An 18,762-nucleotide genomic window follows, 5' to 3' on the forward strand; every position below is an offset into this window, starting at 1 on the left:
CGGTGCCTCCGGTGCGCGTCCGTCACGCTCCGTCGCGCGAAACGTCCGCCTAGGCAACCCAGTTGGGACGGTTCCGGTCGCGGCCCGGTGCTCTGAGGTCGCCCTCGAAGGCCGCCGCGAGGCGCTGCACCGCCTCCGTGCACAGCTCCGCGGGCAGCGAGTACGGGATCCGGAGCCGGTGCTCGAACGTGCCCGGGTCCGCCCCGAAGCGGGCCCCGCCCTCGATGCGTACGCCATGGTCAAGGGCCGTCTCCGCGAGCGCCGCCGCCACCGGGCGACCCAGGTCGACCCAGAGCGAGAGCCCGCCGGGCGGCAACTGCCAGCGCCAGTCCGGCAGATGGTCGGCCAGGGCCGCCGCAAGCGCGTCCCGCTGGGCGCGCAGCTGGGGCAGCCGCTCGGCGAGCACGGACGCGGTCCGCTTCAGGAGGCCGATCGCGACGAGCTGGTCGAGCACCGACGACGCCATGTCGGTCGGGACCCGCCGCGTGGTCAGCTCCGTGATCAGCTGCGAGCTGGCCCGTACCCAGCCGATGCGCACCCCGCCCCAGTGCATCTTGCTCAACGAGCCCACGGTGACCAGCTGTTCGGCGCCGCCGTGCGGGGCGAGCGAGGCGAACGGCGCGGGCGCCGGGACGTCGAGGGCGATATCGGTGAGGGTCTCGTCGATCAGCAGCCACGTCCCGGTGCGGCGGGTCGCTGCCAGGAGGCGGAGCCGCTGCTCGTCCGGCATCAGATTGCCCGTCGGATTGTGGAAGTCCGGTACCAGATACGCGACTCGGGGCGCGGCCTGACGCAGCGCCGACTCGGCCACGTCGCTGTCCCAGCCCGTCTCGGTCACCGGCACCGGCGTGGTGCGCAGGCCCGCGTGCCGGATGGCGTCGAGCGCGACGGCGTACGTGGGGTTCTCCACCAGGACCCGCTCGCCCGGACGGCACAGCAGGCCGAGCGCGAGCGCCAATGCCTGCTGCGCGCCCGACGTGATCAGGATCTGCTCCGGCAGCGTCGGCAGACCCCGCTCGGTGAACCGCTGTGCCACCGCCGCCCGCAACTCCGGCAGCCCATAGGGGTGGTAGCCCGCGCTCGCCGCGTGCCGGGGCAGCTGCTCGCCCGCCTCGGCGAGCGCCTCGGCCAGCTCGGGGCCCGGCGCGTACGGGGCGGCCAGGGCGAGGTCGATGACCCCGTCACCGGACGTGAAGGCGGCCACATTGGTCGGGAGGCTGCCCTCCGGCAGCGCCGTCCAGGTGCCGGAGCCGCGCCGGCTGTGCGCATAGCCGCCCTCGCGCAGCAGGTCGTACGCCGCCGTGACCGTGGCCCGGCTGATGCCGAGTGCCGACGCCAGCTCCCGCTCGGCCGGAAGGCGGGTGTGCAGGGCGACTCGGCCGTCCAGGAGCAGCGTGCACACCGCCTGCGCCAGGGCCCGGTAGCCGGGGCGCTCCCCGGCCGTGGCGGTGAGCAGCCCGGCGAGCGTGCGGCTCCCCAGCGTCCTGTCCACGGAATGGACCGTGTGGATCTCTGCCATGCCAACTTCCCTCGATTGGCCCTGCTCTCCAGGCCAATGACCGTACAGGATCGGGACCGCTGGTGGATGTGGCCGAGGGTCGGGCTACGTCGACTCAGCCGGTCGAACCGGTCGAACCGGTCGAACCGGTCTAACCGGTCTAACCGGTCTAACCGGTCTAACCGGTCTAACCGGTTTAACCGGTTTAACCGGGCGGTCCAGTCGGCGGTTTAACCGGTTTAACCGGTCTAACTGATTGCGCCGGTTTGGCCGGTCGTGGGGGCGGGTGCGCCCTGGGTGGCGTACGGGATGTTCGAGACGGAGAGGAAGGGACCACAGATGGAGCGGGGACCGATGGGGAGCGGACACGGCGGGCGGGTCGTCGTCGGAGTGAGCGACTCACCGGCCGGCCTCGCGGCGCTGCGTACGGCGGCGGCAGAGGCACGGAGCAGCGGGCGGCCCCTGGTCGCGGTGCACGCCTGGGAGCCGCCCGAGGGCGAGGTGCTCTATCTGCGCAACCCCGACCGCATCTGGGCCACTTACTGGCGGGAGCAGGCCACCGGCCGCCTCGACCGCGCCTTCGACGCCGCCTTCGGGGGTATGCCGCCGGGCGTGGAGGTGGAGCGCGAGGTGCTGCGGTCCCGGCCGGACCGGGCGCTCCTGCGCGCCGCGGACCAGCCGGAGGACCTGCTCGTCATCGGCGCCGGGCGGCGCGGCCGAGGCGGCCGGGTGCAGCGGCGCGTGCTGCGCCGTGCCGCGGCCGCGGTCCTGACCGTCCCGGCCCCGGCGTTCCCCAAGGGGCTGCGGCGCAGGCTGCGGAGGCTGAACGCGGAGGATTTCGCGCGCTGCTCCTGACGGTGCTCTGATCCTGACGCGTGAGGCTTCCGGCGGGGGACACGGGGGATACGGGGGCACGGGGGAGCGGGGTGTGCTGCGGCGACGGGGGATCAGTGCCGCAGCATGCCCCGCGCGCGTGCCGCCGCCACTGCCGCCGTGCGTGACTCGACCCCCAACTTGGCGAAGACATGCACGAGATGGGACTTCACGGTGGCCTGGCTGAGGAACAGCCGCTTGCTGATCTGAAGGTTCGACAGGCCGTCCGCGACCAGGTGCAGCACTTCCAGCTCGCGGCGGCTGAGCGCTTCGGCGGGGGCGCGCATCCGGTCCATCAGACGGTGCGCGATGGCGGGGGCGAGCGCGGACCGGCCCGCCGCGGCGGTGCGTACGGCCGCGGCCAGCTCCTCGGGTGGCGCGTCCTTGAGGAGATAACCGGCGGCGCCCGCCTCCACGGCGGCGAGGATGTCGGCGTCCGTGTCGTAGGTGGTCAGGACGAGCACGCGGGGACCGCCGTCGCGGGCCGCGGTCTGCCGGGTGATCGCCGCGGTCGCCTCCGCACCGTGCATCTGTCCGGCCCCGAACTGAAGGTCCATCAGGACCACGTCGACCGCCTCGGTAGCCGCGAGGCGGACGGCCTCCGCGGCATCGGCCGTCTCGGCGACGACCCGGAAGCCCGGCTCGGTGTCCAGCACCGCCCGAAGCCCGGCACGCACCACGGGGTGATCGTCGGCGAGCAGCAGGCGAATCGGCTCACCAGGGGTGCTGGCTCGGCCGCGGGTGCCGAGGGTTTCGGGGATGCCTGGGGTCGTCATCGCGTGCTGTCCTGCCGTTCGGGGAGCGGAAGAGGGAGCGTGATGGCCAGTGCCGTGCCCTGCCCGGGGGCGGACTCCACGCTCAGGGTGCCGCCGAGATCCTGTGCGCGGGAGCGCATCGCGGGCAGTCCGAAGCCGCCGTCCGTACCGACATCCGTACTGGCCGCGGCGGGGCCCGGGACGGTCGCCGGGTCGAAGCCGCGGCCGTCGTCCACGACGTCGAGGGCCACCGATGTGTCCATGAAGCTCAGCGTGATCGACGCGCGTGCCGCGCCCGCGTGCCGCACCGCGTTCGCGAGCGCCGACTGCGCGACCCGCAGTAGCGCCACCTCGTACGGCGTCGGCAGTTCCACCGGGTTGCCGCTCAGTTCGAAGTCCACCCGCAGCGGCCGCGCCGCCCCCGCCGCCCCGGTCCGCCCCGACACCGAGGCGCAGAGCCGCTCCAGTGCGCCCGCCAGGGAGCCGTGCTCCAGGTCGGGCGGGGTCAACTCGCGTACGAAGCGGCGGGCTTCGGCGAGGTTGTCCACGGCCGCCACCCGGGCCTCGCGTACATGTGTGAGCGCGGGCGCGTCCGCGGGCAGCGCCCGCTCGGCGGCCCGCAGCAGCAGCTGGATGCTCGACAGGCCCTGCGCGAGCGTGTCGTGGATCTCGCGGGCGAGCCGCTCCCGTTCGGCCAGGGTGCCCGCCGTGCGTTCCGCGGCGGCGAGCTCCGCCCGGGCGGCGAGCAGCTCTTCGATCAGCTCGCGGCGCCGCTCGCTCTCCCGGTACAGCGTGCGGTACCCGAGCACGGTGCCCACCGCCACGGCCGCCCCGAGCAGCGGGCCGAGCACCGCGCCCGGCGACGCCGTCCCGCCGTGCCCCACGAACCCGGCGATCGCCGCGCCCGTCGTCACCGCCACCGCGGGCAGCGCCCAGCGCAGCGGAAGCAGGTGCAACTGCAGGAAGAACAGCGGGAAAGCGACCCAGAGCGCGTCCGGCGTCAGGGCCAGCAGCGCCACCCACAGCGCGCAGAGCAGCCCGAGCCAGCCGACGGACAGCGCCCGCGGGCGGCGTGCCGCCAAAAGCACGAGGCCCGCGGCGTAGACCAGACCGAGCGCGCCGCAGACGGCCACCACCGCGGCCGCCCCCGGCCGGGCCTCCGTCACCGCGCGCAGGACGGGCAGCACGAGCAGCGCGGCCATCAGCAGATGCAGACAGCAGCGCAGGGCGCGCAGCACGGCGGAATGCGAACGGTTGTCCATGGCCCCACCAGCCTAGGGCCCGTCTCCCTGATCTTCGCGGGCCCGCGACGCCTGCCACGGCACCTCGCCGCACGGCCGCATCACCCACGTACGCCCAGTACGAGGCCGATCCGGCCGCACACCGATACACCGATACACCGATGCGCCGCAGCCGCACACCGATACACCGCGGGTTCGGTCCGGTTCGTCCGTCGTCTGTGCCAGGGCGGATCAACCGAAAGTTTGATCAGGCCGTGCGCCTTTCGATGCCGCACATCCCACCCGTGGCGCGATGCCCGGAGGCCCCCGCTGCCAGCAAGGTGGAGGGCATGTTCGTCGCGTGGAGAGATCTCAGGTTCGCCAAGGGGCGGTTTGCCCTCATGGGTGCGGTGGTGGTGCTGATCACCCTGCTCGTCGGGCTGCTCTCCGGCCTCACGGCCGGGCTCGCCCGCGAGAACACCTCGGCGATCACCGGGCTCCCCGCGGATGCCCTCGCCTTCGCGGCGCCGCCGCAGGGCCGGTCCGTCTCCTTCACGCACTCGACCGTGACCGAGCGGCAGTGGCGCGCCTGGGAGCGACAGCCCGGGGTCGACGGGGCCCGGCCGGTCGGCATCCGTACGCTCAACGCCGCCGCGGGTGAACGTACCGCCGCCGTCTCGGCGTTCGGCGTCGAACCGGGCGCGGGCCTCGCGCCCGGCGGCACGCTCGGCCCCGGCCGGGCGGTGCTCTCCGAGAAGGCCGCCGAGGAGCTCGGCGCGGGCGTGGGCGACACCGCGCGCGTGGGCGCTGTGGAGCTGCGCGTCGCGGCCGTCGCGGGCACCGCTTCGTTCAGCCATACGCCCGTCGTGTGGACCACGCTCGACGACTGGCAGCGGATCGGGCAGAACGGCGCCACTACAGAAGAGCAGGCCACCGTCATCGCCCTCAAGGGGCAGCCGAAGGACCGTACCGCCGCGGACCGGGCGGCCGGTACGACGACGAAGTCCCTCGACGACGCGCTCACCGCGATCGGCTCCTACCAGGCCGAGAACGGCTCGCTCCAGCTGATGCGGGGATTCCTCTTCGTCATCTCGGCGCTCGTCATAGGGGCGTTCTTCACGGTGTGGACGATTCAGCGCAGCGCCGACATCGCCGTGCTCAAGGCCCTGGGCGCCGCGACGCCGTACCTCCTGAAGGACGCGCTCGGGCAGGCCGTCGTGATGATGACCGCCGGTACCGCGGCCGGGACCGGGCTTGCCGCCGGGATCGGCGTGCTCATCAGCGGCGGCGACGTGCCCTTCGTCCTCGACCTGCCGACCGTCCTCGTCCCCGCCCTCGTCATGATCGTCCTCGGGGCCCTCGGCGCGGCGCTCTCCATCCGCCGTATCACCGCCGTCGACCCCCTCACCGCGCTCGGGAGTGCCCGTTGACCGCCTCGCACCTCGTCCTCGACTCCGTCACCCTCACCTACCCGGACGGCGACGGTCGGCTCACCGCCCTGGACCGCGTCGGCCTCGACGTGCCCGGGGGCAGCATGACCGCGATCGTCGGCCCGTCCGGATCCGGCAAGTCCAGCCTGCTCGCGGTCGCGGCGACCCTGGTGACCCCGGACGGCGGCCGGGTCGTCGTCGCCGGTACGGAGACGGGCGGACTGAGCCCGGCCGAGAAGGCGGTGCTGCGCCGGGCACGGATCGGCATCGTCTTCCAGCAGCCCAATCTGCTGCCGTCCCTGACCTGTGCCGAACAGCTCGAGGTGATGGCCCACTTGGACGGCCGCAGGCCCGGACAGGTGCGCGGCCGCGCCCGTGAACTGCTCGACGCGGTGGGCCTCACCGACAAGGCGGACCGGCGGCCGCACCAGCTCTCCGGCGGTCAGCGGCAGCGCGTCAATATCGCCCGGGCTTTGATGAACGATCCGGCCGTGCTGCTCGTCGACGAGCCGACCAGCGCCCTGGACCACGAGCGCGGCGCGGCCGTCCTCGACCTGCTCGTCCGGCTCACCAGGGAGCGCGGCACGGCGACGGTGCTTGTCACGCACGACCGCGCGCACCTCTCCGAGGCGGACGAGGTGCTTGCCATGGCCGACGGCCGGTTGAACGCCCTAGCCGCGGTATAGCGGCCGGATCGGCGGGGCGTGCGGGCCCTCAGGACCCGCCAGGGGCAGCTAGGACTCGCGCCAGGGCCCGCAAGGACCCGTCAGAACCGATCAGGACCCGTTCGTGCTGGACAACGCACCCGCGAGTTCCGTCGCGACCTGCTGAAGGATCGGCACGATCTTGTCGGTGGCCGCCTCCGTGACCCGGCCCGCGGGGCCGGAGATCGAGACGGCGGCCGGGGTGGGGGAGTTGGGCACCGAGACCGCGAGGCAGCGGACCCCGATCTCCTGCTCGTTGTCGTCCACCGCGTAGCCGGTGCGCCGTACGTCCTCGAGGGCGGCGAGGAAGCCCTCCGGCGTGGTGATCGTCTTCTCGGTCGCGGCGGGCATGCCGGTACGGGCGAGCAGCGCGCGCACCTCGTCCGCGGGGGTGTCGGCGAGCAGCGCCTTGCCCACGCCGGTGGAGTGCGGCAGCACGCGGCGGCCGACCTCGGTGAACATCCGCATCGAGTGCTTGGACGGCACCTGGGCCACGTACACGATCTCGTCGCCGTCGAGCAGCGCCATGTTCGCGGTCTCGCCGGTCTCCTCGACCAGGCGTGCGAGGTACGGCCGGGCCCAGGTGCCCAGGAGGCGGGACGCGGACTCGCCGAGGCGGATGAGGCGGGGGCCGAGCGAGTAGCGGCGGTTGGGCTGCTGGCGTACGTAGCCGGTGGCGACGAGCGTGCGCATCAGGCGGTGGATCGTCGGCAGGGGCAGCCCGCTGCTGGCGGAGAGCTCGCTCAGACCGACCTCGCCGCCCGCGTCCGCCATGCGCTCGAGGAGGTCGAAGGCGCGCTCGAGTGACTGCACGCCACCACTGGCGGCGGGCTTGGAGGCGGCGACTTCTGCGGCGGCGTCGCTGGCGCTGGGGGTCGGCACGGGGCGCGGTCCTTTCAGTGCTCCAGGTCAGGAGGGGCATCCCGAAGGGATTCAGTTGAGGGCGGTGGTGGGAGACGGGCGGGCAGAGGGGAAGCCTACCCGTCGGTTCCACCGGAGTGGGGGCCCAGGTCAAGGAAGATCTCCGCCGGTCAGTGACGGTTTGTCCGTGTGTTGCCCCTCACTTCACGACGGTATCCGGCTCGCCTACTGTAGAGACCTATATTCTGCTCCTCGAAAATGTTGTTCCGCTTTATGGAAAGCTCTAAACTGGAGCAGTGACCGGAAGGGAGCCCTCCGGAAGTCTCCGGGCGGGCTCACGGGGGTCTTGACGGACTCTCGTCCCGAGGTGAAGATTCGTTTCAACAGAACGTTGAATTCCGCTTTGCGGAAGACGCTCTGCCGAGAATCTCTCCGGAATACGGAATTACGGAAAAGGAGACCGGGTGTCCGACGTGGAAGCCGTGGAACTGGTACTGCGCTCGACGCGCGTCCTCACCCCGGAAGGGACGCGCCCGGCCTCGGTCGCCGTCGCCGCCGGGAAGATCGCCGCGGTGCTGCCGTACGAGACCGAGGTGCCCTCCGGCGCCCGGCTCGAGGACGTCGGCGACGATGTGCTGCTGCCCGGCCTCGTCGACACCCACGTCCACGTGAACGACCCGGGCCGCACCGAGTGGGAAGGCTTCTGGACCGCCACCCGCGCGGCCGCCGCCGGTGGCATCACGACCCTCGTGGACATGCCGCTCAACTCCCTGCCGCCCACCACCACCGTCGCGAACCTGCGCACCAAGCAGGAGGTCGCCCGCAGCAAGGCGCACATCGACATCGGCTTCTGGGGCGGCGCCCTGCCCGACAACGTCAAGGACCTGGAGCCCCTGCACGACGCGGGCGTCTACGGCTTCAAGTGCTTCCTGTCGCCCTCCGGCGTGGATGAGTTCCCGCACCTCGACCAGGACCAACTCGCCGTCTCCATGGCCGAGATCGCGGGCTTCGGCGGCCTCCTGATCGTGCACGCCGAGGACCCGCACGAGCTGGACAGCGCCCCGCACCTGAGCGGCCCGAAGTACGGCGACTACCTGCAGACCCGGCCGCGCGTCTCCGAGGACGTCGCCATCAAGCGCCTGATCGACACCGCGAAGCGGCTCGACGCGCGCGTGCACGTGCTGCACCTCTCCTCCTCCGACGCGCTGCCGCTGATCGCCGCCGCCCGCGCCGAGGGCGTCAAGCTCACCGTCGAGACCTGCCCGCACTACCTCACGCTCACCGCCGAGGAAGTCCCCGACGGCGCGAGCGAGTTCAAGTGCTGCCCGCCGATCCGCGAGAGCGCCAACCAGGACCTGCTCTGGCAGGCCCTCGCCGACGGCACCGTCGACTGCATCGTCACCGACCACTCGCCGTCCACCGCGGACCTCAAGACCGAGGACTTCGCGACCGCCTGGGGCGGCATCTCCGGCCTCCAGCTCAGCCTCCCGGCCATCTGGACCGAGGCCCGCAAGCGCGGATACGGCCTCGAGGACGTCGTGCGCTGGATGTCCGCGCGTACGTCGGAGCTGGTCGGCCTGGACCAGAAGGGCGCCATCGAGGAAGGCCGCGACGCCGACTTCGCGGTCCTCGCGCCCGACGAGACCTTCACCGTCGATCCCGCGGAGCTGCAGCACCGCAACCGGGTCACGGCGTACGCGGGCAAGACCCTGCACGGCGTCGTGAAGTCCACCTGGCTGCGCGGTCAGCGCGTGTACGCGGACGGCGAGTTCACCGAGCCCACCGGCCGACTTCTGGAAAGGAACAACTGACACCGTGGCGTCCTCTTCTGCCATACCCTCCTTCACCGGTAACGCGAACCCGTACGCGGGCGGCGACCCGTACGCCGACTACCGCACCGCCGAGTTCCCGTTCGCCCAGTACGCCAACCTCGCCGACCGTCAGCTCGGCGCCGGTGTCATCGCCGCCAACGACGAGTTCTTCGCCCAGCGCGAGAACCTGCTCGTGCCCGAGCGGGCCGAGTTCGACCCCGAGCACTTCGGGCACAAGGGCAAGGTCATGGACGGCTGGGAGACCCGCCGTCGGCGCGGCGTCTCGGCCGAGCAGCCCTGGCCCACCGAGGACGACCACGACTGGGCCCTGGTCCGTCTCGGCGCCCCCGGCGTGATCCGCGGCGTCGTCGTCGACACCGCGCACTTCCGCGGCAACATGCCGCAGGCCGTCTCCATCGAGGCCACGTCGGTGGACGGCGCCCCGACGCCGGAGGAGCTGCTCTCCGGCGACGTCAAGTGGACGACGATCGTCCCCCGCACCCCCGTCGGCGGCCACGCCGCCAACGGCTTCGAGGTGACCGCGGAGCAGCGCTTCACGCATCTGCGCGTCAACCAGCACCCGGACGGCGGCATCGCCCGCCTGCGGGTGTACGGCGAGGTCCTGCCGGACCCCAAGTGGCTCGCCGCGCTCGGCACGTTCGACGTGGTCGCCCTGGAGAACGGCGGCTCCGTACAGGACGCCTCGAACCGCTTCTACTCCTCGCCCGTCAACACCATCAACCCGGGCCGCTCCCGCAAGATGGACGACGGCTGGGAGACCGCACGCCGCCGCGACAACGGCAACGACTGGATCAACTACCAGCTCGTCGCCGAGTCCTCGATCCGCGCCATCGAGATCGACACCGCGTACCTCAAGGGCAACTCGGCGGGGTGGGCCGCCCTGTCGATCAAGAGCAGTGAAGGCCCTGAAGGGGAAGAGGGAGCGTGGCAGGAGTTCCTGCCCCGCACCCGCCTCCAGCCCGACACCAACCACCGGTTCGTGCTCGACACCCCGGCGGTCGGCTCCCACGTACGGATCGACATCTACCCCGACGGCGGCTTCTCGCGGCTCCGCCTGTACGGCTCGCTGACCGAGAACGGCGCGGCCGCACTGGCCGCCCGCCACCAGGAGCTCGGCGGCTGATTGCCCGCCCCCTGAGCCGGGCGGCTCCGACACCGCCCATGGGGCGCACCGGGAGGACAGCCCCGGTGCGCCCCAACCGCTTTGTGCGGACCGTGCGTTGGCGTCAGGCGGAGTGCCCGCCGTCGATGACCAGCTCGGCGCCCGTGATGTACGCCCCCTCGTCCCCGGCGAGATGGGCGACCAGGCCCGCGATCTCCTCCGACGAGCCGAACCGGCCGAGCGCGGTCCCCGCCCGCTGCGGCTCCGCGAACGGGCCGTCGGCCGGGTTCATGTCCGTGTCGACCGCCCCCGGGTGGATCACGTTCGCCGTGATGCCGCGCCCGCCGAGCTCGCGGGCGAGCGCCTTGGTCAGACCGGTCAGGGCGGACTTGCTCATCGCGTACAGGGATCCGTAGCTGCCGGGTCCGCCCGCGTGCCGGGCCAGGGCCGAGCCCATGGAGATGATCCGGCCGCCGGACGACAAGAGCCCGGCCGCCGCCTGCGAGGCCAGGAACACCCCGCGCACATTGGTGTCGAGCACCCGGTCCACATCCGCCGCGGCCAACTCCCCGACGGGGCCGAGGGCTGCGACGCCCGCGTTGTTCACCAGGACGTCGATCCTGCCGAAGTGCTCGTGAGTGCGGCGCACGGCCGCCGCGGGCGCCTCCGGGTCCGCCGCGTCGGCCCGGAAGGCCACCCCGCGCCGCCCCATCGCCTCGATCTTCGTCACGACCTCACGGGCCGCGTCCTCGCCCTTCACATAGGTGAGGGCCACATCGGCGCCCTCCCGCGCGAGCCGCAGCGCGATCGCGGCGCCCATCCCACGGCTGCCGCCGGTCACCAGTGCCACCTTGCCGTTCATGCCGAACCCCTTGCCTATGGAGACTGTTGTTACGGGTTCAAGAAAACCGGCGGGCGTACGGCGACGCTGGCGGAGATCGGACACAAAAGTTCTCCCGTACGGCCGATGAGTTCCCGGCGCGGCGACGGTCCTCCCTGCGAGGCGCCAAACGCAGACTGATCGCAGCCTGGCGTGCACGACCCGCTCCCCGCACCGGAAGGACCCCTGGCCATGAAGCTCACCCTCACCCAGTTCGTCACCCTGGACAGCGTCTACCAGGCCCCGGGCGGCCCCCAGGAGGACACCAGCGGCGGTTTCGAGCACGGCGGCTGGCTGGTGCCGTATATGGACGATGCCTTCGGCCAGTTCGTCGACGGGATCTTCAGCCGCGTCGACGCCTTCCTCCTCGGCAGGCGAACGTACGAGATCTTCGCGGGCGCCTGGCCGAAGGTGACCGACCCGGACGACCCGGTGGCCGGCAGGCTCAACGCCCTGCCGAAGTACGTCGCTTCGACCACGCTCACCTCGGCCGACTGGTCGCCCTCGCACATCATCGGCGGCGACGACCTGGTCAAGGAGGTCACGGAACTCAAGGAGCGGCCCGGCCGCGAGCTGCAGATGCACGGCAGCGGCGCGCTCGCCCGGACGCTGCTTCAGCACGACCTGATCGACACCCTGTACCTGTTCACGTATCCGCTGGTCCTCGGCACCGGCAAGCGGCTGTTCGGCGACGGCTCCCGGCCGACCGCGTTCCGCGCCACGGACTCCCTGATCACCAGCACGGGCGTCACCATCACGACGTACGACCTCAAGGGGCGCCCCGAATACGGGGAGTTCGACCTCGCGAAGATGAACGACGAGGGCTGAAAGGGAAAGAGGCGGTCCGGGACTCCGAACAGCGGGGTAACAGTCGGAAAAACTCTGCGACTTGACATTGACACGTCATGCTCTACGCGCGTCATTCTGAGGTCATGCGAATTCCCCCACGTATCGCAACCGGTATCGCTCTCGCTGCCGCGCTCCTCGTCGGCGGCCCCGTCGCCGCCAACGCGAGCCCGGCCGAAGCCCCCACGACCCGCACCGTCGCCACGGCGCCCGCCGAGACCGCCGCGGTCGGCGACATCTGCTACTCGGCGCTGCCGCCCGAGGCCCACGACACCCTCGACCTGATCGAGCAGGGCGGCCCCTACCCGTACCCGCAGGACGGCACCGTCTTCCAGAACCGGGAAGGGATCCTCCCCGACCAGGAACAGGGCTACTACCACGAGTACACGGTCGAGACCCCCGGCTCCGACGACCGCGGCGCCCGCCGCATCGTGACCGGCGAGGCCGAGCAGGAGGACTACTACACGGCCTACCACTACGAGTCGTTCGACCTGGTCGACTACGCCTGCTGAAGCGAAGTTTCAGCTGAAGCGGAGTTTCAGCGTCCGAGCCGGAAGGGCTACCCACGGCCCTTCCGGCTCTCCGCCGCCGCGAACAGCGCGAACGCCAGGACCACCAAGGCGATGCCCGCGTACAGCTCATAGCCGTCGAGGAAGTGCAGGCGCTGCACCACGCCCCACCCGGCCAGCCAACCGGTGAGCTCGTGCACCACGGCGGCCACGCCCTGGATCAGCAGAATCAAGCCGAGAACCTCAAGTGCTGCCTTCATGGGATCCAGGCTCGCCCGCCGCACGGCGGCCAGGCATCGGCCGCGGGGCGATGCCGTCCGCACCTAAGTCGGCGCCGCCCGGCGCCCCCACCGCCGAAAGTCTCGACGTCCCCGACTTTGGTCGGTGATCCGCCCTTGAGCGCGCCCCCGGGGGTCACGACTGCGTAGATTTGTCGACCATGAGTGATGTGCAGCAGCCGCGGGGGGCCACCGCGCTCCCCGCGGACGACCGGCCAGGACCGCCCTTCCGGTGGCCGTCGCTGCTGCCCGCCGCCATCGCCGCCGAACTCGACCCGGACCGGGCTACCCGGAGCGGCCGCCCGAAGCGGACCGTGCGGGACTGGATCGTCGACTTCACCGCCTTCCTCCTGGCCGTCGGCTTCGGCCTGGTCATCGCGGAGACGGTCAGCGACAACCCGCACGTCTCCACCAACCTCGCCTACCTCGACCAGGTTCTCGGTGCCCTGGCCTGCGCCGCCGTCTGGCTGCGCCGCCGCTATCCGGTGGGCCTGGCCATCGCCCTCGTCCTGGTCGGCCTCGTCTCCGACACCGCGGGCGGCGCCGGGGCGGTCGCCGTGTTCACGCTCGCGGTGCACCGGCCGTTCCGGTACGTCGCCTGGATCGGCGGGGCCTCGATCGCCCTGGTGCCGCTGTTCTTCTGGCTGCGGCCCGATGCCAATGAGCCGTACCTGGTGTCGGTGACCTTCTCCGTCCTGGTCAGCGTCACCGTGATCGGCTGGGGCTGCTTCGTCAGGTCACGGCGTCAGCTGCTGCTCTCGCTGCGCGACCGGGCCCGCCGCGCCGAGGCCGAGGCCGCGCTCCGCGCCGAGCAGGCCCAGCGCCTGGCCCGGGAGGCCATCGCCCGCGAGATGCACGATGTGCTCGCCCACCGGCTCACGTTGCTCAGCGTGCACGCGGGTGCCCTGGAGTTCCGGCCCGACGCCCCGCAGGAACAGGTCGGCCGGGCCGCCTCGGTGATCCGCGAGAGCGCCCACGAGGCGCTTCAGGACCTGCGCGAGATCATCGGCGTACTGCGCGCCCACGAGCCCGGCGACGAGAGCGGCCGCCCCCAGCCGACCCTCGCCGCGGTCACGTCCCTGGTCGGGGAGTGCCGCGAGGCCGGGATGAAGGTCACGCTGGACAGCCGGATCGACGACCCCGCCGCGGTGCCCGCCGCCACCGGCCGCAACGCCTACCGGATCGTCCAGGAGGGCCTCACCAATGCCCGCAAGCACGCGCCGGGCGCCGAGGTGACGGTCCTCGTGACCGGGGCGCCCGGTGAGGGGCTGACGGTCGAGGTCCGCAACCCCGCGCCGCCCGGCGACGTCCCCGAGGTCCCCGGCTCCGGCCAGGGCCTGATCGGCCTGACCGAACGAGCGACGCTGGCCGGGGGGCGCCTGGAACACGGGGCTGACGGGAGCGGTGGCTTTCGCGTCAACGCGTGGTTGCCGTGGGCGAGTTAGGACTCGTCTTACGGCCCGTAGGCGCTCCGTCGGCTCGGGTGCCGTCTTCTGGGGGCTGCGCCCCCAGACCCCCCTTCGCCCCTGAACAGGGCTCGTCCTCAAACGCCGGACGGGCTGAGTTGGTGATCCCGCGGCTGACTACCGTAGGGCGCATGAACCCCATCCGGCTGCTGCTTGTCGACGACGATCCTCTGGTCCGTGCGGGCCTGTCCCTGATGATCGGCGGTGCGGACGACATCGAGGTGGTGGGCGAGGCGGCCGACGGCACCGAGGTGCCCGGCCTGGTGGACCGGCTGCGCCCCGACGTCGTCCTGATGGACATCCGGATGCCGTCCGTCGACGGCCTCACCGCCACCGAGCAGCTGCGCGGCCGCAAGGACGCCCCCGAGGTGGTCGTGCTCACCACCTTCCACGCCGACGAGCAGGTGCTGCGGGCGCTGCGCGCCGGAGCGGCCGGGTTCGTGCTCAAGGACACCCCGCCCGCCGAGATCGTCACGGCGGTACGCCGCGTCGCGGCCGGTGAGCCGGTGTTCTCCCCGGCCGTCACGCGCCAGTTGATGACCCACGCCGCCGGTACGCGCCCGGACACCCGGCAGTCCGATGCGGCCGACCGGCTCGGCGCCCTGAACCAGCGGGAGCGCGAGGTGGCCGTCGCGGTCGGCCGGGGCCTGTCCAACTCCGAGATCGCCGCGGAGCTCTACATGAGCGTGGCCACCGTCAAGGCGCATGTGTCCCGCACCCTGGCCAAGCTGGACCTCAACAACCGGGTCCAGATCGCCCTGTTGGTCCACGACGCGGGGCTGCTCGACGCGGAGTAGCCGTCCTCAAACGCCGGACGGGCTGGATATGCAGTCAGTCCCGGAGCCTGAAGGCGAGCTCCGTCTCCCACTTGTGCAGGTCGGGCTCGACGCGCGGGTCCGTCTTGTAGCTCTCCAGACGGCAGCCCCACACCTCATCGCCCCGCTCCGTGTGCGTCATGTCCCAGTCGAGGCCCTTGGCCCGGGCCCACTTGAGGACGAACGTGGTCACGTCGAACAGCTCGTCCGGATGCCCGACATGCGTGACCGTGACATAGCGGCCCGCGGGCAGCATGCCGCCGAACATGTCCGGCCAGTCCGTCCCCTCGAGCCGCACCCGCTCACCCACCGGAACCCCGGCCACCACTTCGAGCTCACGCTCCCGGTCCGTGGGGTCGAGCACCTCGTACTTGAAGAAGGGCCCGTCCACGGGCTTGATGCCGCGCTCGGCCAGCCAGCCGATGATCTCCGGCAGCCGGTCGGCGACCTCCCCGAACGTCGCCCAGGTGACCCGGCCCCGTACCCCCACGAAGGGCTGCGCGCCCCGCTCCACGATCCTCGGTTGTGTCGCCATGGGCTCGATGGTGCCGGGCCCGGGCCATCGGCGCACGTGGGGGAGCGGTTCTTCGGTAGGGGGTGCGGGACTCGTGGGACGACGTCAGCGCTTCTCTGTAGAGCCGATTTCCTCTGTAGGTCCGATCTCCGCCAGCCGTACCGGCCGAGCCTGTCGCCGTGACAGTTCGCACGCCTCCGCGATGCGCAGGGCGTGCAGGGCCTCGCGGCCGTCGCACGGGTTGGCCCGCTCGCCGCGTACGACCTCCACGAATGCCCCGAGCTCCGCCTCGTACGCGGGCGCGAAGCGCTCCAGGAAGCCGGTCCACGGCTTGTCGGGGGCGGGCGGGCCCGCCGGTTCCGCCGAGGTGAGCGGGGTCCGGTCGTCCCAGCCGACGGCGAGTTGGTCGTCCTCGCCCGCCAGTTCCATGCGTACGTCGTAGCCCGCGCCGTTGCAGCGCGTGGCCGTCGCCGTGGCGAGCGTGCCGTCGTCCAGGGTGAGGACGGCCGCGGCCGTGTCGACGTCGTCGGCCTCCCGGAACATCGCGGGCCCCGCGGCCGAGCCGACCGCGTACACCGCGGTCACCTCACGCCCCGTCACCCAGCGCAGGATGTCGAAGTCGTGCACCAGACAGTCCCGGTAGAGCCCGCCGGACAGCGGCAGGTACGCGGCCGGGGGCGGCGCCGGGTCCGAGGTGATCGCCCGCACCGTGTGCAGCCGGCCGAGCCGCCCGCCCCGTACCGCCTCGCGGGCCGCCGCGTACCCGGCGTCGAAGCGCCGCTGGAAGCCGAGCTGGAGCACCGACCCGGCCGCCTCCACTTCGTGGAGCGCGCTCAGGGTGCCCGCCAGGTCGAGGGCGATGGGCTTCTCGCAGAACGCGGGCAGTCCGGCCCGCGCCGCCCGGCCGATCAGCTCGGCGTGCGCGGCGGTCGCGGCCGTGATCACCACCGCGTCCACGCCGCCGGGGCCGCCCTCGAAGAGCTCGGGCACCCCCGCGGCGGTCACCTCGGCCGTCGCCGTCGTGCCGATCCGCCGCGCCAGCTCGTCCGCCCGCGCGGGCTCCGCGTCGGCGACGACGAGCGCCGCCACATCCGGATGCCGGGCGAGCACCCCGGCGTGAAATGAACCAATACGTCCTGTCCCGATGAGTCCGATGCGCATGCCCCCAACCTGGCATCGGCACCCGGCGCTGTCCAGGGTTTGTCCTGACAATCGAACTTCCGGAATGGTGGAACTTGCTTACGCGATCAAGGGCATCATCCGGAGACTGGCCAGGTCAGAGCCGCATCAATGCAGGTCATGGACCTGTAGGCGCAGGAAGGGGTTTGTAGCAAGGGGGAGTTCTTGCCTGATCTTTCCCTAGCTTTCCTTAGCCTTTGTTAGGCCTCTGTCCCCCGCCCGTCCCCCGAAGTATCCCCCGCGATGCCATGCGGCGCTTGCATCTGGAGAGTTGCGTCAAAGCCCCAGGTGACCGGCTGCTGGGCATTCGACTGACTACCGGTCCGGGTTCGCGCTCTGCCTGGAGACACTGTGTTTTACCCGTGAGGCGGTGATGCCATGGAGGTGGACATGAGGGTCGGGGCTACGTCGCGTGTCGGAGGCGCATGCCCTGTCGGTCCTCGTTGATCCTTACGCGGGCCTGTGCGACCGCTTCCATGTCTACGGGCGCTTCCACTCCGAGCACGGCGTGGACGCGCTGATAGATGCCGTCCTCGACGAGCGCGAGGTCGATGTTGCGCCATGGGGTCGGGCCGACGAGCACGGTGAGCTTCTTGATCCGGTCGGTGAGGAAGTCGCACCGCATGGACCACTGTCCCTTCAGGGCGCTGTCGCGGGCGCTGCTGAGGTCGTCCCACAGGTTGTTGAGTTCCTCGCGGAGTGCCTCGCGTAGGGCTTCTAGCTCGCTCATGTGGTCTTCCGTCCTGTCTCGGTGCCGGTGTCATCCTTCCGCTTGGGCTTGGGTGTGGTGTCCGATGTGGACTGTCCCTTCTTCTTGCGGTGCTCCCGGACGTTCGGCCCGCTGTAGCGTCTGGTGGCCATTGTCAGCGGTGAAGAGCGGAGCGGCCCATGCACAGCGCGGGTGATCGGATTGACACCTCGACGGCACATTCGGCGCGGGTGTACGACTACATTCTGGGTGGCAAGGACCATTACCTTGTCGACGTCGAGGCAGGCGACGCCATGTGCCGGCACTGGCCGGCGCTGCCCGTGCACATGTTGGAGAATCGCCGGTTCATGCACCGTGCTGGGCACTTCCTTGCCCAGGAGATGGGGGTGCGGCAGTTCCTCGACATCGGCACTGGTCTGCCCACAGCCCCCAATCTGCACGATGTGGTGCAGAAGGCGGCACCGGAGTCGCACGTCGTCTACGTCGACAACGACCCCATCGTCTTGGCGCACGCCCGCGCCCTTTTGCAGAGTTCGCCCGAGGGCGCGACCGCGTACGTCGATGCGGACATGCACGACCCGGACGCCATCTTGGACAGCCCTGAATTCTGTGCGCTGATCGACCTGGACGAGCCGGTCGGCCTGATGATCATTGGGATGCTGCATTTCATCCTGCCGCCGGACGACCGGCACTTGGTGCAGCGGCTGCTCGAACCGCTGCCGTCGGGCAGCTTCCTGGCGATGACGATCGGCACCGCCGACTTCGCGCCCGAGGAGGTGGGCCGGGTGGCCGAGGAGTACGCCCAGCAGGGCATGCCCATGGCGCTGCGTGACCTGCCGACCGCGACCTCCTTGTTCGATGGGATGGACCTGGTCGACCCGGGTGTCACCCAGGTCCACAAGTGGCGGCCGGGCCCCGAGCAGGACGGTATCGACGACCGGGCCATCGCTATGTACGGGGCGGTGGCGCGTAAGCCCTGACGGGTCAGGTCGCGTGGGGCGAGGCTTCCTCGGGGAGGTAGCCCAACTCTTAGGGTGAGCGGTGCTCACAGTATGAGGAGCACATCGTGGCCTCGTTCTGCGTTTGGCCCTTGCCGCAGGTCTGGCAGTTGGCCCGGGGCCGCGCGGTGAACACCACCTTGGGGGAGCCGGATAGATCCTCGTATGCGGCGTGTGCGGTGATTTGCGGCTGGTTGAGTTCCAGCCATTCTTGCCCAGCTTGAGTGTAGAAGTTGATGATGTTTCGTCATGATTCTTCCGGATTCTGTGCTGTGGTGTGCCGCATGCGGAGC

At 71.4% G+C, this 18,762-nt stretch carries 20 protein-coding genes; 10 read left to right on the forward strand and 10 right to left on the reverse strand.

The genetic code is table 11. From position 1 onward, the window contains the following. Positions 1–49: 49 nt before the first annotated feature. A complete protein-coding gene (yczR, locus tag ACWD10_RS03860) occupies positions 50–1,519 on the reverse strand; it encodes a MocR-like transcription factor YczR (protein WP_451086657.1) in 1,470 nt (489 codons plus the stop codon). Between the two features lie 333 nt (positions 1,520–1,852). On the opposite strand from yczR, the gene ACWD10_RS03865 reads away from it, so the two are divergent. Then, the gene (locus ACWD10_RS03865) at positions 1,853–2,353 is read left to right on the forward strand and encodes a universal stress protein (protein ID WP_451086660.1); all 501 of its coding nucleotides are present in this window, start codon (positions 1,853–1,855) and stop codon (positions 2,351–2,353) included. 92 nt (positions 2,354–2,445) lie between these two features. On the opposite strand, the gene ACWD10_RS03870 is transcribed toward ACWD10_RS03865, so the two are convergent. Continuing rightward, a complete protein-coding gene (locus tag ACWD10_RS03870) occupies positions 2,446–3,147 on the reverse strand; it encodes a response regulator (RefSeq protein WP_451086662.1) in 702 nt (233 codons plus the stop codon). Beyond that, on the reverse strand, positions 3,144–4,388 hold the full coding sequence (locus tag ACWD10_RS03875; protein WP_451086664.1) for an ATP-binding protein: 1,245 nt from the start codon (positions 4,386–4,388) through the stop codon (positions 3,144–3,146). The genes ACWD10_RS03870 and ACWD10_RS03875 overlap by 4 nt, the downstream gene beginning before the upstream one ends. A gap of 308 nt (positions 4,389–4,696) precedes the next feature. Here ACWD10_RS03875 and ACWD10_RS03880 point away from each other — a divergent pair, with 308 nt between their 5' ends. Both ACWD10_RS03880 and ACWD10_RS03885 read left to right on the forward strand, forming a co-directional pair. Next, entirely contained in the window at positions 4,697–5,776 is a 1,080-nt protein-coding gene (locus tag ACWD10_RS03880; RefSeq protein WP_451086666.1) for an ABC transporter permease, read from the forward strand. Next, on the forward strand, positions 5,773–6,462 hold the full coding sequence (locus tag ACWD10_RS03885) for an ABC transporter ATP-binding protein (protein WP_451086668.1): 690 nt from the start codon (positions 5,773–5,775) through the stop codon (positions 6,460–6,462). Before ACWD10_RS03880 ends, ACWD10_RS03885 begins: the two co-directional genes overlap by 4 nt. A 90-nt stretch (positions 6,463–6,552) precedes the next feature. Here the strand turns inward: ACWD10_RS03885 and ACWD10_RS03890 are convergent, their stop codons facing one another. Next, positions 6,553–7,362, reverse strand: coding sequence for an IclR family transcriptional regulator (locus ACWD10_RS03890; protein WP_451086670.1), 810 nt, complete (start codon positions 7,360–7,362; stop codon positions 6,553–6,555). A gap of 452 nt (positions 7,363–7,814) precedes the next feature. Here ACWD10_RS03890 and allB point away from each other — a divergent pair, with 452 nt between their 5' ends. Together allB and alc are read left to right on the forward strand one after the other, a co-directional pair. After that, on the forward strand, positions 7,815–9,152 hold the full coding sequence (gene allB / locus ACWD10_RS03895) for an allantoinase AllB (protein ID WP_451087197.1): 1,338 nt from the start codon (positions 7,815–7,817) through the stop codon (positions 9,150–9,152). Positions 9,153–9,156: 4 nt separating this feature from the next. After that, positions 9,157–10,296: an allantoicase gene (alc, locus tag ACWD10_RS03900; protein WP_451086672.1), complete on the forward strand. Its 1,140-nt coding sequence runs from the start codon at positions 9,157–9,159 to the stop codon at positions 10,294–10,296. A 103-nt stretch (positions 10,297–10,399) separates the two neighbouring features. On the opposite strand, the gene ACWD10_RS03905 is transcribed toward alc, so the two are convergent. Next, entirely contained in the window at positions 10,400–11,137 is a 738-nt protein-coding gene (locus ACWD10_RS03905; RefSeq protein ID WP_451086674.1) for an SDR family oxidoreductase, read from the reverse strand. Between the two features lie 210 nt (positions 11,138–11,347). Between ACWD10_RS03905 and ACWD10_RS03910 the strand changes: the two genes are divergently transcribed. Beyond that, positions 11,348–11,983, forward strand: a complete 636-nt coding sequence (locus tag ACWD10_RS03910) for a dihydrofolate reductase family protein (RefSeq protein WP_451086676.1) — start codon at positions 11,348–11,350, stop codon at positions 11,981–11,983. A 104-nt stretch (positions 11,984–12,087) separates the two neighbouring features. Then, positions 12,088–12,513, forward strand: coding sequence for a ribonuclease domain-containing protein (locus ACWD10_RS03915; RefSeq protein WP_451086679.1), 426 nt, complete (start codon positions 12,088–12,090; stop codon positions 12,511–12,513). 47 nt (positions 12,514–12,560) lie between these two features. Here the strand turns inward: ACWD10_RS03915 and ACWD10_RS03920 are convergent, their stop codons facing one another. Next, the gene (locus ACWD10_RS03920) at positions 12,561–12,770 is read right to left on the reverse strand and encodes a hypothetical protein (protein WP_451086681.1); all 210 of its coding nucleotides are present in this window, start codon (positions 12,768–12,770) and stop codon (positions 12,561–12,563) included. A gap of 179 nt (positions 12,771–12,949) precedes the next feature. On the opposite strand from ACWD10_RS03920, the gene ACWD10_RS03925 reads away from it, so the two are divergent. Together ACWD10_RS03925 and ACWD10_RS03930 are read left to right on the forward strand one after the other, a co-directional pair. Beyond that, positions 12,950–14,233 (forward strand): sensor histidine kinase, encoded by a 1,284-nt coding sequence (locus tag ACWD10_RS03925; RefSeq protein ID WP_451086683.1) that lies wholly within the window; start codon positions 12,950–12,952, stop codon positions 14,231–14,233. A gap of 152 nt (positions 14,234–14,385) precedes the next feature. Continuing rightward, positions 14,386–15,051, forward strand: a complete 666-nt coding sequence (locus tag ACWD10_RS03930; protein WP_451086686.1) for a response regulator — start codon at positions 14,386–14,388, stop codon at positions 15,049–15,051. Positions 15,052–15,085: 34 nt separating this feature from the next. Here the strand turns inward: ACWD10_RS03930 and ACWD10_RS03935 are convergent, their stop codons facing one another. The 4 genes from ACWD10_RS03935 to ACWD10_RS03950 all read right to left on the reverse strand — a co-directional run bounded on the left by ACWD10_RS03935 (position 15,086) and on the right by ACWD10_RS03950 (position 17,623). Continuing rightward, the gene (locus ACWD10_RS03935; RefSeq protein ID WP_451086688.1) at positions 15,086–15,604 is read right to left on the reverse strand and encodes a GyrI-like domain-containing protein; all 519 of its coding nucleotides are present in this window, start codon (positions 15,602–15,604) and stop codon (positions 15,086–15,088) included. An 84-nt stretch (positions 15,605–15,688) separates the two neighbouring features. Next, positions 15,689–16,744, reverse strand: a complete 1,056-nt coding sequence (locus ACWD10_RS03940; RefSeq protein ID WP_451086690.1) for a Gfo/Idh/MocA family protein — start codon at positions 16,742–16,744, stop codon at positions 15,689–15,691. A gap of 421 nt (positions 16,745–17,165) precedes the next feature. Further along, positions 17,166–17,492: a hypothetical protein gene (locus ACWD10_RS03945; protein ID WP_451086692.1), complete on the reverse strand. Its 327-nt coding sequence runs from the start codon at positions 17,490–17,492 to the stop codon at positions 17,166–17,168. Then, a complete protein-coding gene (locus tag ACWD10_RS03950) occupies positions 17,489–17,623 on the reverse strand; it encodes a hypothetical protein (RefSeq protein ID WP_451086694.1) in 135 nt (44 codons plus the stop codon). Before ACWD10_RS03950 ends, ACWD10_RS03945 begins: the two co-directional genes overlap by 4 nt. Before the next feature lie 27 nt (positions 17,624–17,650). On the opposite strand from ACWD10_RS03950, the gene ACWD10_RS03955 reads away from it, so the two are divergent. Then, on the forward strand, positions 17,651–18,451 hold the full coding sequence (locus ACWD10_RS03955) for an SAM-dependent methyltransferase (protein ID WP_451086696.1): 801 nt from the start codon (positions 17,651–17,653) through the stop codon (positions 18,449–18,451). The last annotated feature ends 311 nt before the right edge of the window (positions 18,452–18,762 follow it).

Source organism: Streptomyces sp. NPDC002851 (assembly GCF_053591935.1).